Origin of the sequence: Micromonospora sp. NBC_00421 (assembly GCF_036017915.1) — a bacterium.
In the GTDB taxonomy this organism is placed as follows: Bacteria; Actinomycetota; Actinomycetes; order Mycobacteriales; family Micromonosporaceae; genus Micromonospora.
The window spans coordinates 5,330,770-5,346,541 of the sequence record NZ_CP107929.1 but is presented as its reverse complement, the minus strand read 5'-3'; the positions used below and the strand labels follow the sequence as shown (position 1 = coordinate 5,346,541).

17 protein-coding genes are annotated in these 15,772 nt (G+C 72.2%); 10 read left to right on the top strand and 7 right to left on the bottom strand.

The window, feature by feature from the left end:
* Positions 1-12: 12 nt before the first annotated feature.
* The 4 genes from OHQ87_RS22670 to OHQ87_RS22655 form a co-directional block, all read right to left on the bottom strand.
* The gene (locus OHQ87_RS22670) at positions 13-906 is read right to left on the bottom strand and encodes an ABC transporter ATP-binding protein (protein WP_328340912.1); all 894 of its coding nucleotides are present in this window, start codon (positions 904-906) and stop codon (positions 13-15) included.
* Complete coding sequence (locus tag OHQ87_RS22665) at positions 903-1,214, bottom strand: transcriptional regulator (protein ID WP_328340911.1); 312 nt, start codon at positions 1,212-1,214, stop codon at positions 903-905. The genes OHQ87_RS22670 and OHQ87_RS22665 overlap by 4 nt, the downstream gene beginning before the upstream one ends.
* Positions 1,211-1,840 (bottom strand): transporter, encoded by a 630-nt coding sequence (locus OHQ87_RS22660; RefSeq protein ID WP_328340909.1) that lies wholly within the window; start codon positions 1,838-1,840, stop codon positions 1,211-1,213. Before OHQ87_RS22660 ends, OHQ87_RS22665 begins: the two co-directional genes overlap by 4 nt.
* 133 nt (positions 1,841-1,973) lie before the next feature.
* Positions 1,974-3,935: a HelD family protein gene (locus tag OHQ87_RS22655; protein WP_328340907.1), complete on the bottom strand. Its 1,962-nt coding sequence runs from the start codon at positions 3,933-3,935 to the stop codon at positions 1,974-1,976.
* A gap of 378 nt (positions 3,936-4,313) precedes the next feature.
* Here OHQ87_RS22655 and OHQ87_RS22650 point away from each other — a divergent pair, with 378 nt between their 5' ends.
* The gene (locus tag OHQ87_RS22650; protein WP_328340906.1) at positions 4,314-5,165 is read left to right on the top strand and encodes a menaquinone biosynthetic enzyme MqnA/MqnD family protein; all 852 of its coding nucleotides are present in this window, start codon (positions 4,314-4,316) and stop codon (positions 5,163-5,165) included.
* 41 nt (positions 5,166-5,206) lie between these two features.
* Here the strand turns inward: OHQ87_RS22650 and OHQ87_RS22645 are convergent, their stop codons facing one another.
* Positions 5,207-6,157 carry a hypothetical protein gene (locus tag OHQ87_RS22645; RefSeq protein ID WP_328340905.1) on the bottom strand — a complete coding sequence of 317 codons (951 nt, stop codon included), beginning with the start codon at positions 6,155-6,157 and terminating at the stop codon, positions 5,207-5,209.
* Complete coding sequence (locus OHQ87_RS22640) at positions 6,157-7,143, bottom strand: hypothetical protein (protein ID WP_328340903.1); 987 nt, start codon at positions 7,141-7,143, stop codon at positions 6,157-6,159. The genes OHQ87_RS22645 and OHQ87_RS22640 overlap by 1 nt, the downstream gene beginning before the upstream one ends.
* Before the next feature lie 372 nt (positions 7,144-7,515).
* Here OHQ87_RS22640 and paaA point away from each other — a divergent pair, with 372 nt between their 5' ends.
* The 6 genes from paaA to OHQ87_RS22610 all read left to right on the top strand — a co-directional run bounded on the left by paaA (position 7,516) and on the right by OHQ87_RS22610 (position 12,106).
* Complete coding sequence (gene paaA, locus OHQ87_RS22635) at positions 7,516-8,586, top strand: 1,2-phenylacetyl-CoA epoxidase subunit PaaA (RefSeq protein WP_328340902.1); 1,071 nt, start codon at positions 7,516-7,518, stop codon at positions 8,584-8,586.
* Positions 8,583-8,894 carry a 1,2-phenylacetyl-CoA epoxidase subunit PaaB gene (paaB, locus tag OHQ87_RS22630; protein ID WP_328340901.1) on the top strand — a complete coding sequence of 104 codons (312 nt, stop codon included), beginning with the start codon at positions 8,583-8,585 and terminating at the stop codon, positions 8,892-8,894. Before paaA ends, paaB begins: the two co-directional genes overlap by 4 nt.
* Complete coding sequence (gene paaC / locus OHQ87_RS22625; protein ID WP_328340899.1) at positions 8,891-9,616, top strand: 1,2-phenylacetyl-CoA epoxidase subunit PaaC; 726 nt, start codon at positions 8,891-8,893, stop codon at positions 9,614-9,616. The genes paaB and paaC overlap by 4 nt, the downstream gene beginning before the upstream one ends.
* Positions 9,617-9,629: 13 nt before the next feature.
* Complete coding sequence (gene paaD, locus OHQ87_RS22620) at positions 9,630-10,157, top strand: 1,2-phenylacetyl-CoA epoxidase subunit PaaD (RefSeq protein WP_328340897.1); 528 nt, start codon at positions 9,630-9,632, stop codon at positions 10,155-10,157.
* Complete coding sequence (locus OHQ87_RS22615; RefSeq protein ID WP_328340896.1) at positions 10,154-11,344, top strand: 2Fe-2S iron-sulfur cluster-binding protein; 1,191 nt, start codon at positions 10,154-10,156, stop codon at positions 11,342-11,344. The genes paaD and OHQ87_RS22615 overlap by 4 nt, the downstream gene beginning before the upstream one ends.
* Before the next feature lie 132 nt (positions 11,345-11,476).
* Complete coding sequence (locus tag OHQ87_RS22610) at positions 11,477-12,106, top strand: hypothetical protein (RefSeq protein WP_328340894.1); 630 nt, start codon at positions 11,477-11,479, stop codon at positions 12,104-12,106.
* 187 nt (positions 12,107-12,293) lie between these two features.
* On the opposite strand, the gene OHQ87_RS22605 is transcribed toward OHQ87_RS22610, so the two are convergent.
* A complete protein-coding gene (locus OHQ87_RS22605; protein ID WP_328340892.1) occupies positions 12,294-12,659 on the bottom strand; it encodes a hypothetical protein in 366 nt (121 codons plus the stop codon).
* Positions 12,660-12,846: 187 nt separating this feature from the next.
* Between OHQ87_RS22605 and OHQ87_RS22600 the strand changes: the two genes are divergently transcribed.
* From OHQ87_RS22600 to mqnC, 3 genes are all read left to right on the top strand, one after another.
* Entirely contained in the window at positions 12,847-13,695 is an 849-nt protein-coding gene (locus tag OHQ87_RS22600) for a helix-turn-helix domain-containing protein (protein WP_328340890.1), read from the top strand.
* Positions 13,696-13,702: 7 nt separating this feature from the next.
* Positions 13,703-13,903, top strand: a complete 201-nt coding sequence (locus OHQ87_RS22595) for a DUF397 domain-containing protein (RefSeq protein ID WP_328340888.1) — start codon at positions 13,703-13,705, stop codon at positions 13,901-13,903.
* A 501-nt stretch (positions 13,904-14,404) separates the two neighbouring features.
* A complete protein-coding gene (gene mqnC / locus OHQ87_RS22590) occupies positions 14,405-15,595 on the top strand; it encodes a cyclic dehypoxanthinyl futalosine synthase (RefSeq protein WP_328340886.1) in 1,191 nt (396 codons plus the stop codon).
* Positions 15,596-15,772 lie beyond the last annotated feature (177 nt).

Genomic DNA, 15,772 nt, shown 5'->3' with positions numbered 1-15,772 from the left:
GGCGTCGACTCCTCAGGCGGTGGGTCGGCCGCCGACGGCGGCACTGGTGGCGGTGATGGCGAGGAACGCCTCCTCCAGCGAGGTGGGGCGGACCTCCAGCTCGCGGAACGTCACCCTGGCGGTGACCAGGTCGCGGACCAGTTGGTCGGCGTCGGTGGTGAGCAGGTGGGTACGCCCCTCGGTGTGCTCGGTGGCGACCACACCGGGCAGCGCCGGCAGGTCGTCGGCGACCAGGCTGACCCGGCGGACGCCGACGATGCCCCGGATCGCGTCGACGGTGTCGTCGGCGAGCACCCGCCCCTGCCCGATCACCACCACCCGCTGCGCCAACGCCTCCACCTCTTCGAGGTAGTGGCTGCTCAGCAGGACCGTCCCGCCGTCGGCGTGGAACGACCGGATCGCCTCCCACAGGGTGCGCCGGGCCTCGACGTCCAGCCCGGTGGTGGGTTCGTCGAGGACGACCAGCCGGGGCCGGCCGACGAAGGCCAGCGCGACGGCGAGCCGACGCCGCTGACCGCCGGAGAGCCCACCGGTCTGCCGTCTGACCTGGTCGGCGAGGCCGAACCGGTCGAGCAGCTCGGCCCGGGGCACCGGGTCGGGGAAGTGCGCGGCGACGAAGTCGACCACCTCGCCGACCCGGAGCGTGCCGGGCAGGCCGGTCTCCTGCGGGGTGACCCCGAGCTGCCGCCGGGACGCCGGCCGGCGTGGGTCGCCGCCGAAGAGTTCGACCCGGCCGGCGGTCGGTCGGCGCAGCCCGACCAGCATGTTGATCAGGGTGCTCTTGCCGGCGCCGTTCGGCCCGAGCAGGCCGACCAGTTCACCGGCAGAGACGGTCAGGTCGACCCGGTCGAGGGCGAGGACGTCGCCGTACCGGCGGGTGGCCTGGTCGGCGTGGGCGAGGATCATCGGTTCTCCCGGGGGTCGGCGGGGTCGAGCAGGGCACGGATGTTCTCGGTGTACTCCTCGAACGCCCGCCGGCCGCGCCGGCTGAGCCGGACCAGGGTGGTCGGGGTACGTCCGCGGTGGGTCTTGTCGATCTCGACGTAGCCGGCGTCCTCCAGCTTGCGCAGGTGGACGGAGAGGTTGCCGGCGGTCATCGCGAGCAGTTCCTGGAGGCGGGGGAAGGTGATCCGGTCGCCGGCGGCGAGGGTGGCCAGGGTGACCACCACCCGCAGCCGGGCCTGGGCGTGGATGACCGGGTCCAGTTCGCTCATCCGTGCCGCCGCCGGGCGAGCGCGCCGGCCACCAGCAAGCCACCACCGCCGCCCACCGAGACCACCAGGGCGTGCCAGCCGGGGCCGGCGAGCACCCCGACGATGTTGACCGCGGTGAGCCAGACGCCGAGGCGGAACAGGGTGCGGTCGAGCCAGATCGCGCCCCCGGCCATGTGCAGCGCGCCGGTCAGCGCCACCGACAGCGCCGACCAGAGCAGCCCGGCGAGGTCGGGCGGCAGACTGTCGGTGACCCGGCCGAGGATCAGCGACAGGCTCAGGAAGCCGAGCCCCCAGGACGCGCCGTACCAGCTGCCGCGCCGGGCCGACTCGCCGGCGACGTGCCGGTAGGCGCGGGCGCTGCCCACCCCGAAGACCACCGTGGCGGCGACGAGTAGCACGAAGAGCACGGTCGGCGGCAGCCAGGCGGGCATGTCGACGAGGGTCCGGCCGTCGGGGGAGAAGCGCAGGAAGTAGACCCCGAAGCCGATCAGCCAGGCGAACCCCCAGGGCCAGTAGTGCAGCCGGGGATCGGGTTCCAGCCGTCGGGCGGTGCTGGCCCGCTGTTCGCGGATCAGCCGCATCGCGTCGGCGGCGTCGAGCGGGGCGACGTCGTCTTCCGGGTTCATGCAAACTACTTTAAAACACAAAGTCGAGCCGCCGGTGGTCCGGGTCGGCCACCGGACAGCCGGACTGCCCACCCCGGTGCGGCCGACGGCACGGCAGCGCCGCCCACCGGCCCGGTCGGTGCCCGGCCGGAGGTCAGGCCACCGGCGGCTCGGCCAGCGGGCCGGGCAGCGGCGCGGTGTGCAGCACCGACAACCCGGACACGGCCCGGGTCAACGCCACGTAGAGACGGTGCAGCCCACGCGGTTCGGCGGCCACGATCGCAGCCGGCTCGACGACCACCACGTGGTCGTACTCCAGGCCCTTGACCAGGGTGGCGGGGACCACCGTGACCCGCGCCGGGGCCGCCGGGTCGTCGGCGGTCGCGGTCGGCACCCCGGCGGCGGCGAGCGCCGCGCGCAGCCCGTCCACCGCGTCGTCGGCGGCGATCACCCCGACCGAGCCGTCGTGCCCGAGCGCCGCGCACACCTCGGCCACCGTCGCCGCCGCCAGATCGGCCACGGCACGCACGTCGAGCGCGCCGTCGTGGCGCAACGACACCGCCGGGGGTACGTCGACAGCCAGCGCCGGCAGCAGCCGGTTGGCGAACGCGACCACCACGGCCGGCACCCGGAAGCCGACGCTCAGCGGCACCACCACCGCGTCCGGCTTGCCCAGGTGGGCCAGGGACACCCGCCAGTCGGTGGCCGCCCACGGGGCGGTGCCCTGGGCCAGGTCACCGAGCAGGGTGATCGACCCGTGCTCGCTGCGACGGGCGATGGCCCGGCACTGCATCGGCGAGAGGTCCTGCGCCTCGTCGACGACCACGTGCCCGAAACCGGCGGGCCGCTCGATCAGCCCGGCCGCCTCGTCGATCAGCACCGTGTCGGCGGCGGTCCACCGGGTCGCCTTCGGCGTCCGGCCCAGCTTCGTGCCGGGCAGCAGGGCCTGCTCCGCGTCGGTGAGCAGGCCGTCGGCGGCGGCGGACAGGACTGCCGGGTCGCCGAGCACCGAGTGGACCAGCCCTTCCGGGGTCAGCGCCGGCCAGGCCGCGTCGAGGAAGGCGGTGACCGGGCGGGCCTTCCCCATCCGGCGCAGCCAGGCGTCGCCCGGCGACTCGGCCCGGCGGGCCTCGGCCTGGCGTTGCAGCAACCCGACCACCCGGGCCCGGACCCGCTCCCGCCCGGTCCCGTACGGCAGGCCCTCCCGGCGGGTCTCCTCGATCACCCGGTGCAGCGGGTCCAGGCCGATCCGCCAGCGGAACGAGCCGTCCGACACCATGATCGGTTCGGTGGGGGCGGTGATCAGGTGGTCCGCCGCGCGCCGCAGCACCTCGGCCATCCGGGGGTCGTGCTTGAGGGCGGCGACCGCCGGATCGTCGACCGCCCGCACGGGCACCCGGGCGACCAGGTCCTCCACTGTGGCCTGGGCCACCTCGACCTCGCCGAGGGCGGGCAGCACCGCCGCGATGTAGGACAGGAACGCCCGGTTCGGGCCGACGATCAGCACCCCGGCCCGGCGCAACCGCTCCCGGTGCAGATAGAGCAGGTACGCGGCCCGGTGCAGCCCGACCGCCGTCTTGCCGGTGCCCGGTGCGCCCTGGACGCAGATCGAGTCGGCCAGGTCGGCCCGGACCAGCTCGTCCTGCTCGGGCTGGATGGTGGCGACGATGTCCCGCATCGGCCCGACCCGGGGGCGTTCGATCTCGGCGGTGAGGATCCGGCTGGTGGTCCCCAGCTCCTCGCCCCGGTCCAGGCGCTCGTCCTCGAAACTGGTAAGCGCCCCGGCACTGAACCCGAACCGCCGTCGTACGGCGACACCCTGCGGGTCGCGGGCGCTGGCCCGGTAGAACGCCCGGGACACCGGGGCCCGCCAGTCCAGCACCAGCGGCTCGCCCCGTTCGTCGGTGACGTGCCGCCGGCCGACGTGGTACGCCCGCTCGGCGTGCTCCGGGTCGGCGGGGCCGAAGTCGAGGCGGCCGAAGAAGAGCGCGGTGGCCGGGTCGTCGGCCAACTCGGCGACCCGCCGGGCCAGGTGCCGGCCGAGCTGCTCGGCGGTGTACGAGTCCCCGGCGACCTTGTCCCCGGTGGCGAAGAGCGACTGGGCACGTTCCCGCATCCGCCGCAGGGCGAGCCGGGAGGTCTCCAGGTGGGCCTGCTCGGCGCCCAGCTCCGCTTCGAGGCGTTTTGGTCCGGGACGTGTCGGTTCGGGGTGTGCTGGTTCAGGGCCCGCTGGTTCGGGGTGTGCTCTGCCGCGTTCTTCGGTTGCGGGCACGGTGATCCTCTTTGGCGGTCTCGATCGGCTCGCCCGCGTATCCAGGGAGGGCCTGGCGCGTGGGGACGTCCGCTGCGGTGGCTACCTCACCACGGCCGTCGAGCGGTCAATCAGACTACGCCCCGCCCGCCCTCCCGCTCCATCCGCTTTCCGGGTGCGGGGTTGGCCACTCCCCGGGGCTCCCGGTGAGCCGGTACGGACCGACGGCGATACGGTCGGGGCATGGCTGAGCGCGTGGCACGCCCCCGGGTCGGGCACATCCAGTTCCTCAACTGCCTGCCGATCTACTGGGGGCTGATGCGCTCCGGCGCGCTGCTCGACGTCGACCTGCACAAGGACTCGCCGGACCGGCTCAGCGCCGCACTTGTCGCCGGTGACCTGGACATCGGCCCGATCTCCCAGGTGGAATACCTGCGGCACGCCGACGAACTGCTGCTCCTGCCGGACCTGGCGGTGGGCAGCGACGGGCCGGTGCTCTCGGTCAACGTGGTCTCCACCAGGCCGCTGGCCGAGCTGGACGGCGGGCGGGTCGCCCTCGGCTCCACCTCGCGGACCGGGGTCCTGCTGGCGCAGCTCCTGCTCGCCGACCGGTACGGCGTCCGCCCGGAGTACTTCCGCTGCCCGCCGGATCTGACCCAGATGCTGCTGGAGGCCGACGCGGGGGTGCTGATCGGCGACGTGGCGCTGCGCGCCCTCTACGAGGCGCCCCGGCGGGGGCTGGAAGTGACCGACCTGGGTCAGGCGTGGCGGGAGTGGACCGGCCTGCCGATGGTCTTCGCCGTCTGGGCGGTCCGCCGGGACTTCGCCGCCGCCCATCCGGGCCTGGTCAAGGAGGTGCACGAGGCGTTCCTGCGCTCCCGTGACCTGTGCCTGGCCGAGCTGGACCAGGTGGCCGAGGCGGCGGCCCGCTGGGAGCCGTTCGACGCGGCGACCCTGGCCACCTACTTCCGTACCCTCGACTTCTCGCTGGGTGCGCGGCAGGTCGCCGGCCTGCGCGAGTTCGCCCGCCGCGCGGCGGCGACCGGCGAGGCCCCGGCCCTGCCCGAAGGTGGCCCGGAGTTCTTCGCCGGCTGACTCCCCTGCCGGCCCCGGCGACCGGCCCGGCCCGGCTCCGGTCAGGTGGCGGGCTGGAGCAGGGCTTCGGTGATCTTCTGGCAGTTCTTCATGCCGTACTCGTAGCCCATGTTGATCGGGTAGCGGACCATCACGCCCATCGTCCAGGTGTCGCCGATGGCCAGGCAGTTGATGTGCATCTCCTGCTCGCGGGTCCGGTCGATCCAGCCGTTCTTGATGGCGATCTTCTTCTGCTCGGCGGCCGGGAACGCCTTGCGGATGCCGAAGTCACCGGCGCCGCGCACCAGCTTCATCTCGTTGAGCAGCCACTTGGTCCAGGTGGGGCCGGCGGCGCGGCCGTCGGCGATGCAGTTGCCGAGTCGGGCGGTGTCGCGGGGGGAGAGGTTGGTGCGGCTCCAGCCGCCGTCAGCGGCCACGCTGCTGTCGGTGAGCTTGCAGATCGAGATCAGCCGCTTGATCGACGCGGACCGGCCGACGGTGTTGTAGAACTGCTCGGCCCGGGTGTTGTCGCTGTCCCGGATGATCCGGGTGGCGTCGGCGAGCTTGGCGTCGCTCGGGGTCTGCCCGGCGTCGGCGGCCCGGCGCAGGTAGTCGGCGACGATCCACGACTTGATCAGCGAGGCGGTGGTGCTGGTCTCGGCCATGTTGTCCGAGCCGATGATCTTGCCGGTCCGACGGTCCAGCACGCTCCAGGCGTACCAACCCTTGATGTCGAGGTCGAGGTCCCGGTCCGCGAAGGGCAGCGGCGTCAGCGACCGGGTGGCGGACGGCACCGGGGTCGGGCGACTGCGGCGGTCGGCCGCCGAGTCGGTGGAGCGGGCGGCGGTGGACGGGTCACCCCACTGGGAGGCGGCGGTGGATTCCATCGGTGACCCGGGGATCAGCCGCAGCGAGACCAGCACCAGACCGGTCAGGACCGCCGCGACGGCGACGAGCTTCACCGGTTGCTGGTCTCGTCCGGCGGGGCGGCCGGATCGTCGGCTGCGCGCCATCAGAGTTTCCCGACCGGCTGCTGCGGCACCTTGAGCGCCGCGCCGGGCTGCGGGGTGACCAGTTGGGTGGCGACGCTGGCGCAGACCTTCGCACCGTACGTCAGCCGCTGTTTGACCGGGTAGCGCATCATCACGGCGAGGCTCCACTTGTCGGTGACGGCGAGGCAGCTGACGTGCCAGTTGCTGTCATAGCTGAGGGCGGTCCAGCCGTTCTTCATGGCGACCGGGCCCTGCGATTTGATCTCGGCGGGCAGGCCGTCGACGATCCCCCACTTGCCGCCGCCCGAGCGGGCCTGCTGCGTGGTCACGCTGCCCCGGACCTGGGCCATCTCGTTGAGCACCCACTTGGTCCACTTGGGGCCGGCGGCCTTGCCGTCGGCGATGCAGTCACCGAGCCGGACGGCGTCGCGGGGGGACATCCGGGTGAAGCTCCACCAGCCCTCGTAGCCGGGGACGTTGCCGCGCTTGGTGTCGGTGAGACCGCAGATCTGGATCGCCCGCTTGAGTACCGGGCCGGGCTGTCCGCCGGCCGGCACCCGGTACGACCCACCGGCCGCCGCGTAGACCCGGTTGGCCGCGTCGTCGTTGCTGTCCCGGATGGCCAGGCTGGCGTTCTTCTTCATCGCCGCCGGCGGTTCCCGGTCGCCGAGCTGGCGCAGGTAGTCGGCGACGATCCAGGCCTTGAACATCGACTCGGTGGAGCTGGTCGAGGCCGGATTCTTCGAGCCGGAGAGCTGGCCGGTCTCGCGGTCCATCAGGGCCCAGCCGAAGAACGCACCCTTGAAGTCCACCGCGACCGGAGCGGCGGCCAGGGTGGGGGCCGGGGGTGCGGTGGGCGCGGGGGCGGGCACCTTCTCCGCCGTGCCGCCGCCGACGCCGCCGGCCGTGTCGTCGCCGGCGAGCTTGGCGTACGCGGCCGGCACCAGCATGCCGGTGCCGAGTAGCACCGCCAGGATGGCGAGCGCCAGGATCACGCGAGATCGCATGAGTGGGCGAACTCCAGATGTCAGGGCCGGGGGGACCGGCTGTTTCCGAGGGTGTCGGCTCGATCACCGAGGCCGGGGGATGGTGGCCTCTGTCTCAGGTGGTGATCGTCGGCAGCCGATCGGTGGTGACCGGGGAAGTCTACGTCCGGACAGCGGACTCGCCAGAACCCGACGCTCGGCAATCCGCCGGTAAGTCGAGATAAAGGCACAATATGCGGTGATTGAGGGGATTCACTTTTGATCAGTGACCCAATTCATAGTCAATCGCCCGCCCCGGCGTTGACCGAGAGCATCCGCCTGGTAACGGAGGGGGCCGCTTAAATCCTGTTACACCCTCTGGTGTCATCGGAGGCGAGCTGTAACACTTGTGGCATGTATGGCAACGACTTCGCCCCGGAACAGGACGCGCCCGGCGGTGGCCTGCTCGGTCAGGTCGAGGCCGCCGAGGTGGCGCTGCGCGAGGCGGCGACCCGCTCCCGGGAGGGCGCTACCGCGCCCGGTGAGGACCCGGGGGCATACTTCGCCGAGGTCATCGACGCCGATCAGAAGATCGAACCGCGCGACTGGATGCCCGACGCCTACCGCCGGACCCTGGTCCGGCAGATCGCCCAGCACGCCCACTCCGAGATCATCGGCATGCAGCCGGAGGGGAACTGGATCAGCCGGGCCCCCTCGCTCAAGCGCAAGGCCATCCTGCTGGCCAAGGTGCAGGACGAGGCCGGCCACGGCCTCTACCTCTACGCCGCCGCCGAGACCCTGGGCGTCAGCCGGGACGAGCTGGTCGACCTGCTGCTCGACGGCCGGCAGAAATACAGCTCGATCTTCAACTACCCCACCCTCACCTGGGCCGACGTCGGCGCGATCGGCTGGCTGGTGGACGGCGCGGCGATCGTCAACCAGGTCCCGCTCTGCCGCTGCTCCTACGGGCCGTACGCGCGGGCGATGATCCGGGTCTGCAAGGAGGAGTCGTTCCACCAGCGGCAGGGCTACGAGATCCTGCACACCCTCGCGCACGGCACCGAGGGCCAGCGAGCGATGGCGCAGGACGCGCTGGACCGCTGGTGGTACCCGTCGCTGGCGATGTTCGGCCCGCCCGACGGTGACTCCACCCACTCCGCCCAGTCGATGGCCTGGAAGATCAAGCGGTTCTCCAACGACGAACTGCGGCAGCGCTTCGTCGACATGTGCGTGCAGCAGGCGGAGAGCCTCGGCCTCACCATCCCCGACCCCGACCTGCGCTGGAACGACGAGCGGCAGGCGTACGACTTCACCCAGCCGGACTACGCCGAGCTGATGCGGGTGATCAAGGGCGAGGGGCCGTGCAACAGGCAGCGGATGGAACACCGCCGCCGCGCCCACGCCGACGGCGCATGGGTACGCGAGGCCGCCACGGCGTACGCCGCGAAGCGGGTTGCGGCGCAGAGAGAGAAGGTGGCCGCGTGAGCGAGCAGAGCACACCGCCCGGAGTGCCGGCGACCTCGCCGCTGTGGGAGGTCTTCGTCCGGGCCCGACGTGGGTTGTCGCACACCCACGTCGGCAGCCTGCACGCCCCCGACGCCGAGCTGGCCCTGCGCAACGCCCGTGACCTCTACACCCGTCGGCAGGAGGGGGTGTCGATCTGGGTGGTGCCGGCCGGCGCGATCACCGCGTCCAGCCCCGACGAGAAGGACGCCTTCTTCGACCCGGCCGCCGACAAGGTGTACCGCCATCCCACCTTCTACGAGGTGCCGGACGGGGTGGCCCACCTGTGAACGGCCCCTTCGACTTCGCCCTCGCCCTCGGCGACGACGCGCTGGTGGCCGCCCAGCGGCTCGGCGAGTGGGCCACCCGCGCCCCCGAGATGGAGGAGGACATCGCGCTTGCCAACATCGCCCTCGACCAGCTCGGCGCGGCCCGCCTGCTGCTGTCGTACGCGGGGGAGCTGGAGGGCGCGGGCCGGGACGAGGACGCGTTGGCGTTCCTGCGCGACGACCGGGAGTTCCGCAACTGTCTCCTGGTCGAGCTGCCCAACGGCGACTTCGCGATGACCATGGTGAAGCTGCTGCTGCTCTCGGCCTACCAGCTGCCGCTCTACACCGCGCTGGCCGGGTGCGCAGACGAGCGGCTCGCCGCGATCGGCGCGAAGGCCCGCAAGGAGTCGGCCTACCACCTGGACCACTCCGCGCTGTGGGTGAAGCGGCTCGGCGACGGCACCGACGAGTCGCACCGTCGCGCCCAGGCTGCGGTGGACGAGCTCTGGCCGTACCATCACGAGCTGTTCACGGCGGACCCGGCGGCGCCTGTCGACCCGGCCACCCTGCGGGCCGACTTCGACGCCGTGGTCTCCCCGGTGCTGGCCGAGGCCACCCTGACCCGGCCGGCGACCGGCTGGACGCCGGGCGGTGGCCGGGACGGCGTACACACCGAGCACCTGTCCTTCCTGCTGGCCGAGATGCAGGTGCTGCACCGCGCCCACCCCGGGGCGCAGTGGTGAGCGGGGCGGGCCGGTGACCGACCCCAGGGCGGCCGTGGCGGCGGTGGTGGATCCGGAGATCCGGGTGATCACCATCGACGAGCTGGGCATCCTGCGGGCGGTCGACGAGGACGGGGAGACCGGCCGGGTGGTCGTCACGATCACCCCCACCTACACCGGCTGCCCGGCGATGGACGTGATCCGCGCCGACATCCGCCGGGCCCTGGCCGTCGCCGGGTATCCCGACGCCGAGGTCCGTACCGTCTTCAGCCCCGCCTGGAGCACCGACTGGATCTCCGCCGAGGGCCGGGTGAAACTCGCCGCCGCCGGCATCGCCCCGCCGCCCCCGGTCGGCGGCGGCCCTGCCCCGGTCGGCCCGGCTGGCGGCGGGTCTGCTCCGGGCCGTCCGCCCGGCGTGGTGCCGTTGACGTTGGCGGTGCGCTGCCCGCGCTGCGGATCGCCGGAGACCGAGCAGGTCAGCCGGTTCGGCTCCACCGCGTGCAAGGCGCTCTGGCGCTGCCGTTCCTGCTCCGAACCCTTCGACCACCTGAAGGCGCTGTGACTGTCACCATCACCCGCCCCGCCCGTCGCCGGCCGGCCTTCCACCCGCTGCCGGTCACCGCCGTCGACCGGCTCACCGACGATGCGGTGGCGATCACCTTCGCGGTGCCCGAGGAGTTGCGGGCGACGTTCGCGTTCTCCGCCGGCCAACACCTGACCGTCCGCCTGCCGGCCGGGGCACCGGGTGCGGCCGGGACGACCACCGCCGGGCCGGCCGGTGCCGTGGCCGATCCGACAGGCGGCCCGGCTGCGGGCGTCGCTGCCGGCGCGGACGTGCGGCGGTCGTACTCGATCTGCTCGACGCCGGACGACCTGGCCCGGCACGGCCGGTTGCGGATCGGGGTACGAGAGGTTCCCGGCGGCGCGTTCTCCAGCTACGCCTGCGGCGCGCTGCGGCACGGCGACACCGTCGACGTGCTGCCCCCGCTGGGGCACTTCACCACCGCGTTCGCGCCGGAGCGGGTGCGGCACTACGGCGCGGTGGCCGCCGGTTCCGGCATCACCCCGGTGCTCGCGCTGGTCGCGACCGCCCTGGCCGTCGAGCCGGCCAGCACCTTCACCCTGGTGTACGGCAACCGCACGGCGAACACGGTGATGTTCGCCGAGGAGTTGGCCGACCTGAAGGACCGTTACCCGACCCGGCTGCACCTGGTGCACGTGCTCTCCCGGGAGCAGGGCGAGTCGCCGTTGCTGTCCGGCCGGATCGACGCCGACCGGCTGGGCCGGCTGCTGGACACCATCGTGCCGGGCGACACGATCGAGGAGTGGTTCCTCTGCGGCCCGTACCAGTTGGTGCTGGACGCGAAGGCGGTGCTGACCGGGCGGGGTCTGCCGGAGTCGGCGGTGCACACCGAGCTGTTCCACGTCGACGCCCCACCGGAGCCGGTACGCCGCAGCGGCGAGTCGACAGGCGGCGCGGAGGTGACGATCGTGCTGGACGGCCGGTCGTCGCGGTTCACCATGGGCCCCGGCGAGCGGGTGCTGGACGCGGCGCTGAAGGTGCGCGGCGAACTGCCGTACGCCTGCAAGGGCGGGGTCTGCTCGACCTGCCGGGCGAGGGTCGTCTCCGGTGCGGTGACGATGGCCCGCAACTACGCGCTGGAGCCGGACGAGGTGGCCGCCGGGTACGTGCTGACCTGCCAGTCCACCCCCGTCACCGACACCCTCACCGTCGACTACGACGGGTAGGCGGGCTTTTCGATCCCGGGTGTGGCGGCCAGACGGCCCGAGGGCGTTTCGTCGGGGCGTTCGCCCACGCGACGGCGACTGGCCTGTGGTTGTTACGGTCACGCCAGCAGCGCCGGCCGGGGTAGGAGCACCATGGAAAAGAGATTCGTCGTCACATTGGTCGTCGTACTGGCGGGCATGGCGGTCATCGGTGCGGTCGGCGGTAACTACCTGGCCGTCCGGAACAACAGCGCGGCGACGGACCGCACCGTGGATGCCGGCAGCACCGTGGACGCCGGCCGGCAGCCGGGCGGCCCCGAGGCCAGCGGGGGAGCCACCCCGGCTGAGCCGTCGGCGCAGCCGTCGTCCGGCGTTCCCACGGACCCGTCCGGCTCGTCGGGGGACGGGCCATCGCGGACGTACCGGCTCAACCAGGTTCTCTACGACCAGTCGTCGATGACTGTCACCGTGGTCAGTGCCGAGGTCACCGGGAGCAAGCTGCGGCTGAACCTGCGGTACCGCAACAGCTCGGTGAGCCCGTGGACACTGAACTGCCCGACCGTCGCCGAGGACCGCGAGTTGGTGCAGCTCACCCTGGCCGGCGGCAAGACCGTGCGCCCGGAGAGCACCTACTGCTCCACCACCCGGCCCGGTGAGTCGTTCGACCTCGCACCCGGCCGCGAGCTGACCAGTTGGGCAGTGTTCCCGGTGGTGCCGCAGGCCGGCTCGCCCTTCGAGCTGTCCTGGTACGACTTCCCCGCCAGCGGCCTCACCCTGCGCTGACCCGCCCCGACCAACGACACCCTGTCAGCGTCGGTAGGGGTCGGTGATCCTCCGGGGCTGGAGCGCGGGGGCGGCGTCGCCGCGAGATGCAGGGCGCTGACCACGCGCTCGGGAAGCCCCGCCCGGCGTGTCCGGTCGTCGAGCAGTTCCTACAGACGGCCGGTAGGCATGGTGGCGTGTGGGGTGGTCAGTCGCCCTCGCGTAGGTGTGCGGTCCAGTAGGTGAGGTCGGAGTGGTGCTCGGTGAGGGCGACCCCCTCGCCGCAGGCTTCCTCGATCAGCTTGACCGCATCGTCCAGGTGCCCCGGACTGCCGTCCCAGTCCTCGTCGCGGAACAGGTGCAGCCCGACCTCGCCCCGGTCGTCGCCGAGCGCCTGCGCCGCGTCGGGTGACACCAGCACCACCGTGTAGCGGGCGGCCTCCCGCTCGGCCTCGCTCGGCGGCTCCGGCTCGTCCCGCCTGCGCCGCCGGAAGCGTTCGACCACGGACGGGATGGGACCGGGCGAGTCGTCCGGGTCGTATGGCCGTAACCAGGTGGGCTGGGGAATCTGCATGGCGGCCTCCAAGTTCTGCACGCTCGATAGCAACGTTGCTGCTCATGCTTGCGTGGGATCGGGCGAGAGTCAATACTCAACGTCACGACTCGTGTCGCCGCAGTGATGAGGCGGTGTGCTGACTCGGCTATGTGCTGCCGCCGAGATCACCGATCGGGCGGGTCGCGGTGCGATCGGGAGGATCGGCATGGCCAAGGCGAGTCAGCCCACGGTGGTCGGCCGTGGGCTCGGTGGAGAACTGCGTGAGTTGCGGGACTCTCGTCGCCTGCCGCAACGGCGGGTGGCCATCCGGCTCGGCTGGCAACCGTCCAAACTCTCGCGGATCGAGAACGGCATCCAGGGCGTCTCGGCCGCCGACGTCGCGTCCCTGCTGGTGATCTACGGGGTCACCGGGGACGCCCGCAAGCGGCTGCTCGGGATGGCCGAGCGGTCGGCCGAGGTCGGCTGGTGGGAGGCGATCGGCGGGCTCTCCGAGGAGTCGCGCACCCTGATCCGGCTGGAGTCGGAGGCGACCGGCATCGTCAACTGGGAGCCGTTGCTGGTGCCCGGCCTGTTGCAGACGGCGGACTACGCCCAGGCGGTGATGGTCGGCTGCGGGGTGCCGGCCGACGAGGCGCAGGGGCGGGTGGCCGCCCGGCTCGGCCGGCAGGCGATCCTGACCCGGCCAGCCCCACCGACCCTGCACGTGCTGCTCGACGAGATGGTGTTGCGCCGGGCGCTCGGCGGGCCTCGGGTGATGGCCCGGCAACTGCGGCACCTGGTGGAGGCGGCCGACCGGCCGGGCCTGACCCTGCGGGTGGTGCCGTTGGCCGTCGGCGGGCACACCGGGCTGGACGGGTCGTTCGCGCTCTTCGACTTTCCGCGCAACCGTTCGGTGGTCTTCCTCGACCACAAGCTGACCGGGCTGTTCCTGGAGGAGGCCCCGCAGGTGGCGCACTTCCGGCGGGAGGCGGATAGGCTGGCCGAGGTGGCGCTCAGCCCCGTCGATTCGGTGGAACTCGTTGCGCGGTATGCAACGGAGCACGAGCGAGAGTGAGCCTCGGATGATCAGCCCTGAGTTGTCCGGCGTGACCTGGCGCAAGTCGACCCGCAGCGGCTCGAACGCCAACTGCGTCGAGGTGGCCGAGTCGGCTCGGGTGGTCGGCGTACGCGACTCGAAGGACCCCGCGGGGCCGGTGCTGGCCTTCGACCGGCGGTCCTGGGCCGCCTTCGTCGCCGACCCGCCGGTGCGTTCCGGGTTCTGACGCCGCTACAGGCGGCTGGGGGGCGGGGGTGCTCGATCACATTGCTGTTTCGCGCATCTTCGTCGGCGTGTCTTCTCCCTTTTTGCAATTTGATCTTGAGTTCTGGGTCGGGGTAGGGCGGCGGTGTCGGCGGGCTGCTTGCCGGGTTTTCTCGTAGTTTTATCTGAACCTTCCTGGGAAGGGTTTGCCAAAACTGAGTGGGAAACTCGCGCTCGCTCGCATTCTCGCTGGGATCGCCGGTGCGGAGGCCATCGAAGGTGGCGATCTCGATCAGACCCCTCTCTGAGTCGCGCCCGGGTCCCTCGGTCACCTACGGGCCCGGTGCGGGACTGTTGGCCGCCGGCCGCCGGCCGGAGTCGACGAAAACTCGCTGCGCTGAGGCGGGGGCGAGCGTCGGTCGGTGCCCGAATGCTCCGCCCGCAATGAGTGTTTCGTGCAGAATTGCGGGTCCAGCGGACGGGGCCTGAGGAGGGCGCGCCGCGTCGGCGTACGCTCGGTGGCGTGACGGCGAACCGGGAGATCGACGACATCCTGCAGCGGGGCGCGGACGGCGGGCGGATCACGCCCGAGGAGGCGCTGCTGCTCTACACCGAGGCGCCCTTCCATGCGTTGGGCGAGGCGGCGGACGCGGTACGCCGGCGGCGCTACCCGGACAACGTCGTCACCTACCTGATCGACCGCAACATCAACTACACCAACGTCTGCGTGACGGCGTGCAAGTTCTGCGCGTTCTACCGCGCGCCCAAGCACGCCGAGGGGTGGACCCACCCGACCGAGGAGATCCTGCGTCGCTGCGGCGAGGCGGTCGAGCTGGGGGCCACCCAGGTCATGCTCCAGGGCGGCCACCACCCGGACTACGGGGTGGAGTACTACGAGGAGCTGTTCTCCTCGGTCAAGAAGGCGTACCCGCAGCTGGTCATCCACTCCATCGGGCCCAGCGAGATCCTGCACATGGCGAAGGTCTCCCAGGTGAGCCTGGACGAGGCCATCGCCCGGATCAAGGCGGCCGGGCTGGACTCGATCGCCGGGGCCGGTGCCGAGATGCTGCCGGACCGGCCACGGAAGGCGATCGCCCCGCTGAAGGAGTCCGGCGCGCGCTGGCTGGAGGTCATGGAGCTGGCCCACCGGCAGGGCCTGGAGTCGACCGCGACGATGATGATGGGCACCGGCGAGACCAACGTCGAGCGGATCGAACACCTGCGGATGATCCGCGACGTGCAGGATCGCACCCAGGGCTTCCGGGCGTTCATCCCGTGGACGTACCAGCCGGAGAACAACCACCTGAAGGGTCGCACCCAGGCCACCACCCTGGAATACCTGCGGCTGGTGGCGGTGGCCCGGCTCTTCTTCGAGACCGTGCCGCACCTGCAGGCGTCCTGGCTGACCACCGGCAAGGACGTCGGTCAGCTCTCCCTGCACATGGGGGTGGACGACCTCGGTTCGATCATGCTGGAGGAGAACGTGATCTCCTCGGCGGGCGCCCGGCACCGGTCCAACCTGCACGAGCTGATCGGCATGATCCGCTCGGCCGACCGGATTCCGGCCCAGCGGGACACCCTCTACCGCCGGCTGGCGGTGCACCACACCCCGGCCGACGACCCGACCGACGACCGGGTGGTCTCGCACTTCTCCTCGATCGCCATGCCCGGCGGCGGAGCCGGCCGGCCCCTGCCGCTCGTCGAGGCCCGCTGAGCCACCGGCCCTGCCCGGTGGCGAGCCCGGTAGGCCGCCGGGTCGCCGCCGGCAAGGCGGCCGAGGGTGGGCCGCCCCTGCAGTCACGCAGGGTTACGGATCGGGTCGTCGGCGTGACTGGCTGAACGGGTTCGGGTGTCGGCCCGGGGGATATTCGTGGTCGCCGTTCGGCCGAGG